Raw genomic sequence first — 11625 nt, forward strand, 5'->3', positions numbered from 1 at the left:
TTCGCTTACAGACGGCAACTTCCCTGTCACTGCCGCAGTCAGTTGTGGGAGAGGCAGAACAGACAGACGAACCTTTCTACGGAGTAATCCCGGGGAGCGCATATGCACATCAGGGGCGACCACGCCGAGCTGGTCGTCGGGGGCCGCCTCGATGTCCGAAGCGCGGCGGACGCCCGTACGGCCCTGCACTCGGCCCTCGACGACGGAGTCGGCGACCTGGTGCTCGACCTGACCGAGCTGGATTCCTGGGACGCCACCGGACTCGGCGTCATCATGGGCGCGCACCGCCGGGCCGGACGGGCCGGACGACGGTTGGTGCTCCGCGGCGTGCCGCCGCAGATGCAACGCCTGCTGGTGGCGACCCGACTGCACCGCATCCTGGCCATCGAAGGCGGCATCGCCGCGGACTTCCTGCCCCGCGTGTAGGGCCCGGCCGCGCGGCGTGAGCGGGGTGCACATTCCGCACGAGAACGCGCGCTTCGGGCGGCGTGGCACCCCGACTGTGCGGGGGCATCGTGCGACGGTTTAGGGTTCGGCCGTCCGCCGATTGACGGAACCCACCGGGCGGACACCGGACCAGAAGCGACAGCAGGGCGTGCGAGGCCGGGAGGGGCAATCGTGCGCGACGCGTCTGGGGGCTTTGGCGATGGACCCGACACACCGGGGGCCGGAAGAGTACGGCCGGGACGACGACGACTTCGGCGAGGCGGACGGCCGACGCCGGCCGTCCCGCGACGCGTCCCCGGGCTCTCAGCCGCGTTCGGGCAGGGGAGGCCCCGTGGCGCCGGAGTTCGGCCAGCAAACGCCGCAGCAGGCGCGCGTCGTCCGGCTCATATCGGGCGACTACCTCCTCACCGTCAACCCGGTCGACGGCAGCGAGGTCGAGCTGTGCCCTCCGGGGGAGCAGCCCGATTCGCCGGTCCGGCGCACCGCGGCCGAGCGCACCGACCGGGAACGCGCCACCGCGCCGCCCGTGCCGCCGGGGCCGCCCGCTCCGCAACTGCCCCTCCTGGAGCGCGCGGAAGAGCGCGAACGGCTGGTGCGCCTGCTGGCCCGCGGCCGCTCGGTGCGGCTCACCGGACCGGCCGGATCCGGGCGTACGGCACTGCTGGACGCCGTGGCTGCCGACTGCGCGGACCTCGCGCCGGACGGGGTCGTACGGCTCAGCGGCCACAAGCGGACCGCCACCGACCTGCTGTACGGGCTCTTCGAGGCCGTGTACGAGGCGCCGCTGCACCGGCCCGACCGCGCCGGTCTCCTCGACCGGGTCCGGACCATCGGCGCCGTCGTCGTGCTCGACGACCTGGAATTCGGCGGGGCCGCTCTGGAGGAGCTGCTCGATGCGACGCCCGAGTGCGCCTTCCTGTTCGCGACGACTCCGGATGTCGCCGCACCCACCGCTGACTCGCACCTCGAAGAGGTCTTCCTCGCGGGCATCGGACGCGGCTCCTCGCTCGAGTTGCTGGAGAATGTCGTCGAGCGACCGCTCACCGACGAGGAGGCGAACTGGGCGGGAGACCTCTGGTTCGAGTCGGAGGGGCTGCCGCTGCGCTTCGTCCAGGCGGGCGCCCTGCTGCGCCAGCGCGACCTGCTGCGCACCGACCCCGAGGCGTACGACGGCCTCGACCTCCGGTCCGCGGACGCGCCGTTCGGGCACGACGAGGACGTCGACGGCGTCCACATACCGCTGCCCAGCCTCGGCGAGGGCGCGGCGCCCGCCGCGCTGCTCGCCTCGCGGCTGAGCGGGCCCGCCCGCGACACCCTGCGCTTCGCGGTCGCACTCGGCGGCGAGGTGCCCCACCAGGCGCATCTGCCGGCGCTCGTGGGGGACACCCACGCCGACGCCGCGCTCGGTGAACTGGCCGGCTGCGGACTGCTCTCCCCGGCCGGTCCCCGCTACCGGCTGGCCGCCTCAGTCGCCGCCCAGCTGGCGGCCGCCGGATACGCCGAGGACGCCATCGACCGGGCCCGGACGGCGGCCCAGCACTACGCCTGGTGGGCCGGTCACCCCTCGGTCACCCCCGCACGGGTGACCGCCGAGGCCGACGCCGTCGTCGCGGCCATGGCGCAGCTCGTCCCCGGCGAGGGGTCAAGGCAGACCAGCGCGGCCGTGCTGCTGGCCCGCAGCGCCGCTCCCGCCTTCGCCGCCGGACTGCACTGGGGTGCCTGGGAAAGGGCCCTGCGGCTCGGTCAGGAGGCGGCCAGGATCGTCGGAGAGGTCGCCGAAGAGGCTTATTTCCACCACGAGTTGGGTGTTCTCGCGCTCTGCACCGGCAATCCGGACCGGGCCAGGGCGGAGCTGGAGACCTCGATCAGCATGCGCGGGGCGCTCGCCGACAAGTCCGGTGCGGTGGCCGGGCGGCGCGCGCTCGCCCTGGTCGCGGACCGTTCCGGCGGCCCGCTGCCGGACGTTCTCGCGCCGGTGGGCGACGAGGTGCCGGTCCCGTGGCCGGACGAGCCGGTGCGGCCGCCCGTCGGTCCGACGGCAGGCGTGACGCAGACCCTGTCGCGGCCGTACGAGGAAGCCACCGCGGTGATAGCCCGGCAGAGCGCCCCCTCGGCCGCCGGAGGTGCGCGGGGAGGCCGCCTGGCGGTGCTGGGCAAGGTCCGTCGCAATTCCGTCGCCGCGGGCGCCGGCGTGCTCCTGGCCGGTGTGCTCGGGACGGTGGTGGTGCTGGGGCTGACCTCCGGCGGCGATGCGCAGGGGAACCCGGGGGTCACGAGCGAGGAGTCGGTGAGCCGCGACGACAGCGGGAACGAGGTCCCGGCGGACGGGCCGACGGACGGTTCGGCCCCCGCGGGCCCGGCGGCCGGCGGCGCCGCGGTGACGCCTGGCCCGTCGGGCAGCGAGGTCACGCCGAGCGGGAGCGGTACGCCGTCCGGTGGTTCGGCGGAGCCGGGCGAGACCTCGTCGTCGGCCGAGCCGTCCAGCGGCAAGCCGTCGCCGGACGGGCCGACCGGGCCGGGCACGTCGCCCAGCCCGACGGAGTCCACGTCGACGAAGCCGAGCAGCCCGCCCCCGAGCCCGTCGGACACCGAAGCCCCGAGCCCGACGGACACGGCGACCGAGCCCGAGCCGACCGAGCCCGACACGTCCGACTCGGCGAGCGGGCCCTCCTTGACGTTGTCGTCACCGGCGGCGGCAGCGAGCGGGGACAGCGGCCCCACGGTGGTCTGAGCCGCCCCCGGGGACGCTGAACGCCGGACGCGACGTGCACGTCCGGCGTTCGAAGGAGGTCTCAGAACAGCCGCAGCTTGTCGTCCTCGATGCCGCGCAGCGCGTCGTAGTCGAGGACCACACAGCCGATCCCGCGGTCCGTCGCCAGCACCCGCGCCTGCGGCTTGATCTCCTGCGCCGCGAAGATGCCCTTCACCGGGGCGAGATGGGGATCGCGGTTGAGCAGCTCCAGATAGCGGGTCAGCTGCTCCACGCCGTCGATGTCGCCGCGCCGCTTCAGCTCCACGGCCACGGTCTGCCCGTCGGCGTCGCGGCACAGGATGTCGACGGGGCCGATCGCGGTGAAGTACTCACGGCGGATCAGGGTGTAGCCCTCGCCGAGTGTCTCGATCCGGTCAGCGAGCAGTTCCTGCAGATGCGCTTCGACGCCGTCCTTGATGAGGCCCGGGTCGACACCCAGCTCGTGGGACGAGTCATGGAGGATTTCCTCCATCGTGATGATCAGTTTCTCGCCCGCCTTGTTCACCACGGTCCAGATGCCCGCGGTGTCGTCCATGCCCTCCTTGAGGGTGCAGGGCGGTGACATCCAGTTCAGGGGTTTGTACGCCCTGTCGTCGGCGTGGATCGACACGCTCCCGTCCGCCTTCACCAGGATCAGACGGGGAGCGGAGGGCAGGTGGGCCGTGAGCCGGCCGGCGTAGTCCACGGAGCAGCGGGCGATGACGAGACGCATGGTCGGCAACGCTACTCGACGACGGGTGCTCCACGCGATTCTCCCCCTGCCGCCCGCGATCACCCGGACCGACGGCTTTCGGTCTTGCCCCTCTTTGCTCCCCTTCGTTATTGGCCGGTTGTGTTCCCAATCTCCTGGTGCGGCCAGGACTGCACCCTTACCGTGTAAGCAGGAGGTCGCCGTGTGTGCACGCTGCGTCGCCGTCCTCCTTCCCTGCCCGTAAGGCCCCGGCCCGTCGTCGGGGTCGCGAGAGGAGAACCCATGTCGCTCGACGTCTCACCGGTGCTGTTGGAACAGGCCGAGCGAGGCGAGGTCGACGAAGCCGACTTCGTCGACTGCGTCCGGACCTCCCTGCCCTACGCCTGGGAGATGATCAGCTCTCTGGTGGCTCAGCTGAAGGTCGACGGCGGAGAGTTCGCCGACAACCAGACGCCCCCGCCGGACGAGCAGGCACGTGGTCAGCTGCTGCGCGCGCTCGCGAGTGATGCGATACGCGGCGCTCTGCAGCGGCACTTCGGGGTGCGTCTGGCATTCCAGAACTGCCACCGCGTCGCGGTGTTCCCGCTGGATGCCTCGGTCGACGAGCGGCTGGCCCGATTCACCTCGGTGAGGGGTCAGTTGCTCAATCAGTCGCCCGAACTGCGGGACTGCTAGGACCTGTTGCCGCTCCGGGCCGCGGGAGGTGCAACTGGCTCCGGGGCGGCAGCACCGTTACTCCTTACGATGTGTCATGTGAGCAGCGGCAGTACTTCGGTGCCCAGCCGCGCTACGTTCTCCTCCGTGGCCGCCAGATCTCCCGAACCCTCCACCAGAAGCGCGAAGCGGGTGATGCCGGTCCGCTCCGCGGTGGCGGCGAGCCGGTCGGCGGCGAGCCGGGGCGGGCCCACCGGATGAAGGCCGCACAGCAGCTCCGTATAGGCGACCGGGTCGCGCATCACCCGGTGCCGGCCGTCGACCGTCACATGGGCGTCCAGGCCCTGCCGCAGCCAGCCGGGCATCGTCTTCACGAGCGTCTCCACGGCGTCCTCGGCACGGTCGGCGATCTGGGCCACCCCTGCGGACACATGTCCGGCTCCCCGGACGCTCTCGGGCGAGCGCCCCGCGGCGAGCGCGGCGGAGCGCCACAGGGCGACCATCTCGGCCTTCTCCTCGTCCCCGCAGTGCATCCCGAGCAGCATCGGCAGACCGTTCTCCGCGGCGATCCGCACCGTCTTCGGCGAGGTGCACGCGACGACCACCTCGGGGCCGCCGGGGCTCTCGGCGCCGTCCTGGCCGAGCAGTTCGTCGGCCCGGGGGACCACCGCCACCTCGCGGAAGCCGTAGCGCTCCCCGTGGCCCGCGACCCGGGGCCGGGTCAGCCAGTCCAGCAGCAGCTCCAGGGACTCCGGGAAGCCCTTCTCGTACGCCTCCAGGCCCCCGCCGAACACCTCCAGATCCACCCAGGGGCCGCCCCGGCCGACGCCGAGCATGAATCTGCCGCCACTGGTGAGGTGGAGCAGCGCGGCCTGTTCGCCGAGCGCGACCGGATGCTGGGTCGGCAGCACGCTCACCGCCGTACCCACCCGGATTCTCCGGGTGCGGCCGAGCAGCAGCGCGGCCAGCGTGACGGCGGACGGGCAGACCCCGTACGGCACGAAGTGATGTTCCGCCAGCCAGACGGAGTCGAGGCCGGATTCCTCCGCGACCTCGGTGGACCGGATCGCGCGGTGCAGCGCTTCAGCCGGCCCCTGTCCCGGAAACTGGGCTGCCAGTACGAACGTTCCCACACGCATCGCCAATTGCCTCCTTGCGGCCGACGCGGGCTCTCCCCTACTTGCAACAACGTCTGACACGTGCCAAGGGCACGGTCCACCGGCAGGTTGTTGCGATTTTCCGGTAACTCACCCCGTCCGGGGCGCCCCCCCCGGACGGTGCCGGACACGGGGCTCGGCCGAATGGCCCTACGCTGGACGGAACTGCCCAGCCTGCCCCGTGAGGTGTCACGTGTCCCCGCGCCGCAACCGCCCCCGAGGCGGCGAGAGTCCCCACGACAGCACCGCGGAACCGGGCGCCCGGTACGGCGGTGGGGGACGCACCGAGGAGTGGCGGGGCGAGGAGTGGACGGTACGCCCGGTCAGCGGCGCGAGCGCGCTCGGCAAGCGCTACCGCTGCCCCGGCTGCGACCAGGAGATCGCGTCCGGCGTCCCGCACCTGGTGGCCTGGTCCGAGTACGGCGGGATCGACGACCGCAGGCACTGGCACAAGGCCTGCTGGAACGCGAAGGACCGCCGCACCACACAGGTGCAGCGGTCCAGGAACGCGCCTCGCTACTGAGCCCGGCGACCGGCCGGGCCAGTCGCGGGCCGGGCCGGGGCGCGGTCAGACGTCGCGGTTCTCCAGCGTGACGTACGCGCCGAGCATGGCCACGGCGGTCACCCCGAGCATGATCCACAGCGGGTCCCAGCCGGACGGCCCCGATCCGGTGACCGAGGTGTCGTAGAAGGCACTGAGCTGGCTGGGGATCGAGTACTCGAAGAGTGCCCGCTGCAGGTCCTCCAGCGCCTTCGTGAACATGAACAGGGCCAGCACGAGTGGCAGTAGCACCACCCCGATCATGATCGTGATCGCACCCGCGGAATGCCGGATGAGCGCGCCGATCGCCAGCGAGAGCAGCCCCAGCGTCGCCATGTAGAGGCCGACGCCGACCGTGGCGCGCAGCCATTCGCCGCCGGTGGGCTCGCTGCCGTCCAGCATGGCCGACTGCACCGCGGCGACCGCCGTGGTCACCACCGTCGTGATCGTGAAGGTGAGCAGGAAGAAGACGATCGCCTTGGCGGTGAGCACCCGGGCACGGCTGGGGCAGGCCGTGAGCGTCGTACGGATCAGGCCCGTGCCGTACTCGGAGGCGATGGTCATGACACCGAGCGTGATCACACAGATCGAGCCCAGGAGCACGCCGAAGAATCCGAAGCTCAGCTTCGGGACGCCTTCGGTGTTGGCGTCGGTCACGCTGAGCAGGACCGCTGTCGTCACGCCGAAGCCTAGGACCAGCACGATCATGATGCCGAGCGTCCACATCGTGGAGCGCACTGAACGGATCTTGGTCCACTCGGAGGCGAGCGCGTCACCGAGGGTGGCGGCGCGCAGCGGGATCGGTGAGGCGTAGAGCCCGGCCGCGTCGTCCTGCCAGTGCTGCCGCGGGGCATCGGCTGGGGCGGGGGTCTGCTGGTACGGCGCCTGCGGGGGCGGCGGTGTCGTCATCGGGCGTCCTCGCTGGTCTCGCTCTTGGTCGGGTCTGCGGGGTCTGCGGGCGCTGCCGGGGCAGGTGCGGCCGGGGCAGGTGCGGCCGGGGCAGGTGCGGCCGGGGCGGCCGGCGCCGCCGGGGCTGCCGCGTACGGGTTCTGTCCGGGCGGCGGCGGGGCGTACCAGCCCTGCTGCGGCATCTCCGGCACGGGCTGCGGCCCGTAACCGGGCGGCCGGCCGTACCCGTACCCGTCGGGCACCGGCTGCTGCAGCCCCACCTTCTGGTCCGCCGTCGAGCGGTAGTCCACGGCGGACTGCGTCATCCGCATGTACGCCTCCTCCAGCGAGGCCTGGTGCGGCGAGAGCTCCCACAGCCGGACGTCGGACTCGTGGGCCAGATCGCTGATCCGCGGCAGCTGCAGACCGGTGACCCGCAGGGCCCCGTCCGGCTCCGGCATGACCTGGCCGCCCGCCTCGGTGAGCGCGGCGGTCAGCTTCTCCCGCTGCTCCCGCACACCGTCCGCGACCCGCACCCGGGCGAAGTCGGCCGAGTTGGCGGAGATGAACTCCTTGATGCTCATGTCGGCGAGCAGCTGCCCGCGGCCGATCACGATCAGATGGTCGGCGGTGAGTGCCATCTCGCTCATCAGATGGCTGGAGACGAAGACCGTACGGCCCTCCGACGCCAGCGTCTTCATCAGATTGCGGACCCAGAGGATGCCCTCGGGGTCGAGGCCGTTGACCGGCTCGTCGAAGAGCAGCACCTTCGGGTCGCCGAGCAGCGCCGCGGCGATGCCGAGCCGCTGGCCCATGCCGAGGGAGAAGCCCTTGGACCGCTTGCGCGCGACGTCGTGCAGACCGACGACGCCGAGCACCTCGTCGACCCGGGCGGCCGGGATACCGGCGAGCTGGGCGAGCGAGAGGAGGTGGTTACGGGCGCTGCGCCCGCCGTGCACCGCCTTCGCGTCCAGCAGCGCACCCACCTGACGCGGGGCGTTCGGCAGGCTGCGGAAGGGGTGGCCGCCGATCGTGACATGACCGGAGGTCGGACGGTCCAGGCCCAGCATCATGCGCATGGTGGTGGACTTGCCCGACCCGTTGGGACCGAGGAATCCGGTGACGGCGCCCGGCCGCACCTGGAAGGAAAGGTTGTGCACGGCCGTCTTCGCACCGTAGCGCTTGGTCAGGCCGACTGCCTCGATCATGCTCCAGCCCCATCGACTTCTGTCTGTCGTCGGGGCCCGGGCCGTTCGGCCGCACACCCCCGTAAGAGTTAGGAGGATATCCAGGCCTTGACGGTTCCGCCCAAGCCGTTGCGCGAGCACATCCCCGCGTCGGAGCGGACGGAGCGCTTCCGGGGGCGGGACACGCACTCCGGAGCACCCCGGTCACAGACCCCCGAGCGCCCCGGTCACAGACCCCCGAGCACCCCGGTCACAGACCCCCGAGCACCCCGGTCACACACCCCCGAACGCTCCGGTCACACACCCCGGAGCGCTCCGGTCACCCGTCTCGCCCTTCGCTCACGCGTCGCGCTTCTTCAGTACGAGATAGCCACCGACCAGCGCGGCCACCACCCAGGCGAGCAGAATGCCGAGTCCGCCCCACGGACCGTACGGAGCGGGATTGCTGTTCATGGCGTCCGGAACCACCTGCATGATCTTGGACCCGGCCTGGTCGGGGAAGTAGCGGGCGACCTTCTTCGCGCCCGGGACCGCCGACAGGATCTGGGAGACCAGGAAGAAGAACGGCATCAGGATGCCGAGCGACAGCATGGAGCTGCGCAGCATCGTCGCCACGCCCATGGAGAAGATCCCGATGAGGCCCATGTAGATGCCGCCGCCGACGACCGCGCGCAGGACGTTCTCGGCGCCGATGTCGGTGTGGTGATCGCCGAGGAGGGCCTGTCCGAGGAAGAACGAGACGAAGCTGGTGACGATGCCGACCACCAGGGCCAGCACACCGGCCACCGCGACCTTGCTGAAGAGGAACGAACCACGCTGCGGCACGGCCGCCAGCGAGGTGCGGATCATGCCCGAGCTGTACTCCGTACCGACCACGAGCACACCGAAGACGACCATGGCCAGCTGGCCGAGGACCATGCCGGAGAAGCTGATGAGCGTCGGGTCGAAGGTGGCCCGCTCCGCCACGGGCAGGTCGTTGAACTGGGCGTTCATCAGGGCACAGAGCGCCGCGCTCATCGCGACGGTGACGACGAACGCGGAGATCAGGGTCCAGACGGTCGACGAGACCGTACGGATCTTGGTCCACTCGGAGGTGAGGACCGCGGGTACCGATGCCATCGTCGTCACGCCCCCTTCCCGGTGCCGGAGGGCGTCTGCCGACTGTACGGATCGTCCCAGTGCGGGCCCACGGGAGGCGGTGACTCGGCGAGGTCGGAGTGTGCGTGGTACTCCACCGAATCCGCCGTCATCTGCATGAACGCTTCCTCCAGGGAGGCCCGCTGGGAACTCAGCTCGTGCAGCACGATCTGATGCCGGGCGGCGAGCTCGCCCAGCGCCTCGGTGGTGGCGCCGTCGATCTCCAGCGTGCCGTTCCCCGTCTCGACCACGACGAGCCCCTCCTGGTGCAGCACGTCGCGCAGCCGCTCCTGCTGCGGGGAGCGCAGCCGTACGTAACTGCGGGAGTTCTGGTGGATGAAATCGGCCATCGAGGTGTCGGCGAGCAGCTTGCCCTGACCGATCACGATCAAGTGGTCGGCGGTGAGTGCCATTTCGCTCATCAGATGCGAGGAGACGAAGATCGTCCGGCCTTCTGCGGCGAGTGCCTTCATCAGATTACGGATCCAGTGAATGCCTTCGGGGTCCAGACCGTTGACCGGCTCGTCGAAGAGCAGCACCTTCGGGTCGCCGAGCAGCGCCGCGGCGATGCCGAGCCGCTGGCCCATGCCGAGCGAGAAACCCTTCGACTTCTTCTTCGCCACCGCGGTCAGGCCGACGGTGTCCAGGACCTCCGCGACCCGGCTCTGCGGGATGCGATTGCTCTGGGCGAGGCAGAGCAGGTTGTTGTACGCGCTGCGCCCGCCGTGCATCGACTTGGCGTCCAGCAGCGCACCGATGTACTTGAGGGGTTCCTCGAGGTCGCGGTAGTGCTTGCCGTCGATGCGCACCGAACCGCTGGTCGGGTTGTCGAGGTCGAGCATCATCCGCATCGTGGTGGACTTGCCCGCCCCGTTGGGCCCCAGAAAGCCCGTCACCATTCCGGGTCTGACGCGGCACGAGAGCCGGTCGACGGCAACCTTGTTGCCAAAGCGCTTGGTGAGGCCATCGAGCTCGATCATGCGTTCACGCTAGAACGGCCGCGCGCCCGGCGCCACCACAAAGGCGGAACCGGGCGCGCGAGGGTTGCACGGGCCGTACGACTGCGTACTCCGGGGTCAGCGGGTCTGCTGAGCCGGAACGCCGCGGGTGACCGGCTCGTCGTCGGCGGGGGTGCCGGCGGCGGCCACCGCGGCACCGGTCAGCGTCGCCAGCATCTCGCGGACGTTGGTCAGCTGGGCGTTGATCGAGTCGCGGCGGTTGGTGAGCGCCGCCAGCTCGCGCTCCGACTCGCTGCGGATCCGGTCGGCCTTCGCGTTCGCGTCGGCCACGATGTCCTCGGACTGGCGCTGTGCCGTCTCCACCGTCTGACGGGCCCGGCGCTCGGCGTCCGTACGGAGCTTCTCGGCCTCCAGTCGGAGCTGCTCGGCGCGGTGCTCGATCTCGGCGAGACGCTTCTCGGCCTTGGCCTGACGGGACGCGAGGTCGCGCTCCGACTGGTCGCGGCGCTTGGCCAGGTTGGTCTCGAAGTCCGCGGCGGCCTGGGCGGCCTTGGCGCGGGTCTCCTCGAAGAGGGCGTCCGCCTCCTCACGCTTCTGCGCGGCGTCCTTCTGGGCGTCGGCACGCAGCGTGCCGGCCTCGCCCTTGGCCTTCTCGACGATACGGACGCCCTCGTCCTCGGCCTTCGCCTTGCGCTCGGCGGCGAACGACTCGGCGTCGTTGCGCACCTGCTGGGCGGCCGACTCGGCGAGCTCACGGTGCTGCTCGGCGGCGCGACGGGCCTCCTCACGCAGGTCCTTCGCCTCCTCCTCGGCCAGGCGGAGGATCTTCTCCACACGGGCGCCGAGACCGGCGTACGACGGCTCCGCGTCGTTCACCTGGGCCTGGGCGTTCTGCGTTTCGAGGTGGAGCTCCTCGATGCGCTTTTCCAGAGACGTGATGCGGCCGAGAGCACTATCACGGTCGGCGACGAGCTTGGTAATGCGGTCATCCACCTGACCGCGGTCGTATCCACGTCGCACGAGCTCGAAGCCGAAGGGGGAGGAAGGGTCGCTCATGGGGTTCCTGTCGAATGAGACCGGTGAGGTGTTAGGGGGAATCCTAGGGGTGCGGACGGCGTGTCATCGAGCTGATGCCCTTTTGATCTGGAGAATGACACCCCTTTCGAGTGGCTGACCCACCGTAACCCTTGCCGCTCGGAGAGTTGAACGCTC

Annotated in this window: 11 protein-coding genes; 4 read left to right on the top strand and 7 right to left on the bottom strand. The window is 71.0% G+C overall.

Annotated features, from left to right (window positions below; translation table 11 throughout):
* Positions 1-102 precede the first annotated feature (102 nt).
* Both OH735_RS25995 and OH735_RS26000 read left to right on the top strand, forming a co-directional pair.
* Complete coding sequence (locus OH735_RS25995; protein WP_351788426.1) at positions 103-426, top strand: STAS domain-containing protein; 324 nt, start codon at positions 103-105, stop codon at positions 424-426.
* A 220-nt stretch (positions 427-646) separates the two neighbouring features.
* Positions 647-3178 carry an ATP-binding protein gene (locus tag OH735_RS26000; RefSeq protein ID WP_406383997.1) on the top strand — a complete coding sequence of 844 codons (2532 nt, stop codon included), beginning with the start codon at positions 647-649 and terminating at the stop codon, positions 3176-3178.
* Between the two features lie 61 nt (positions 3179-3239).
* On the opposite strand, the gene nucS is transcribed toward OH735_RS26000, so the two are convergent.
* Positions 3240-3911: an endonuclease NucS gene (gene nucS, locus OH735_RS26005; protein ID WP_406383999.1), complete on the bottom strand. Its 672-nt coding sequence runs from the start codon at positions 3909-3911 to the stop codon at positions 3240-3242.
* A gap of 261 nt (positions 3912-4172) precedes the next feature.
* Between nucS and OH735_RS26010 the strand changes: the two genes are divergently transcribed.
* Positions 4173-4565 (top strand): SCO5389 family protein, encoded by a 393-nt coding sequence (locus tag OH735_RS26010; RefSeq protein WP_406384001.1) that lies wholly within the window; start codon positions 4173-4175, stop codon positions 4563-4565.
* 74 nt (positions 4566-4639) lie between these two features.
* Here OH735_RS26010 and OH735_RS26015 read toward each other — a convergent pair whose 3' ends face one another.
* Positions 4640-5683 (bottom strand): LLM class flavin-dependent oxidoreductase, encoded by a 1044-nt coding sequence (locus tag OH735_RS26015; protein ID WP_406384003.1) that lies wholly within the window; start codon positions 5681-5683, stop codon positions 4640-4642.
* A gap of 211 nt (positions 5684-5894) precedes the next feature.
* Here OH735_RS26015 and OH735_RS26020 point away from each other — a divergent pair, with 211 nt between their 5' ends.
* A complete protein-coding gene (locus tag OH735_RS26020; RefSeq protein WP_406384005.1) occupies positions 5895-6224 on the top strand; it encodes an ATP/GTP-binding protein in 330 nt (109 codons plus the stop codon).
* Between the two features lie 45 nt (positions 6225-6269).
* On the opposite strand, the gene OH735_RS26025 is transcribed toward OH735_RS26020, so the two are convergent.
* The 5 genes from OH735_RS26025 to OH735_RS26045 form a co-directional block, all read right to left on the bottom strand.
* Positions 6270-7151 carry an ABC transporter permease subunit gene (locus OH735_RS26025; protein WP_406384007.1) on the bottom strand — a complete coding sequence of 294 codons (882 nt, stop codon included), beginning with the start codon at positions 7149-7151 and terminating at the stop codon, positions 6270-6272.
* Positions 7148-8338 carry an ABC transporter ATP-binding protein gene (locus OH735_RS26030; RefSeq protein ID WP_406384009.1) on the bottom strand — a complete coding sequence of 397 codons (1191 nt, stop codon included), beginning with the start codon at positions 8336-8338 and terminating at the stop codon, positions 7148-7150. The genes OH735_RS26025 and OH735_RS26030 overlap by 4 nt, the downstream gene beginning before the upstream one ends.
* Before the next feature lie 318 nt (positions 8339-8656).
* On the bottom strand, positions 8657-9436 hold the full coding sequence (locus OH735_RS26035; protein WP_406384011.1) for an ABC transporter permease subunit: 780 nt from the start codon (positions 9434-9436) through the stop codon (positions 8657-8659).
* Between the two features lie 5 nt (positions 9437-9441).
* Positions 9442-10434 (bottom strand): ABC transporter ATP-binding protein, encoded by a 993-nt coding sequence (locus tag OH735_RS26040; RefSeq protein ID WP_406384013.1) that lies wholly within the window; start codon positions 10432-10434, stop codon positions 9442-9444.
* A gap of 96 nt (positions 10435-10530) precedes the next feature.
* Positions 10531-11469, bottom strand: a complete 939-nt coding sequence (locus tag OH735_RS26045; protein WP_384450906.1) for a cellulose-binding protein — start codon at positions 11467-11469, stop codon at positions 10531-10533.
* Between the last annotated feature and the right edge of the window lie 156 nt (positions 11470-11625).

It is taken from the genome of Streptomyces sp. NBC_01618 (assembly GCF_045209435.1).
Classification (GTDB): domain Bacteria; phylum Actinomycetota; class Actinomycetes; order Streptomycetales; family Streptomycetaceae; genus Streptomyces.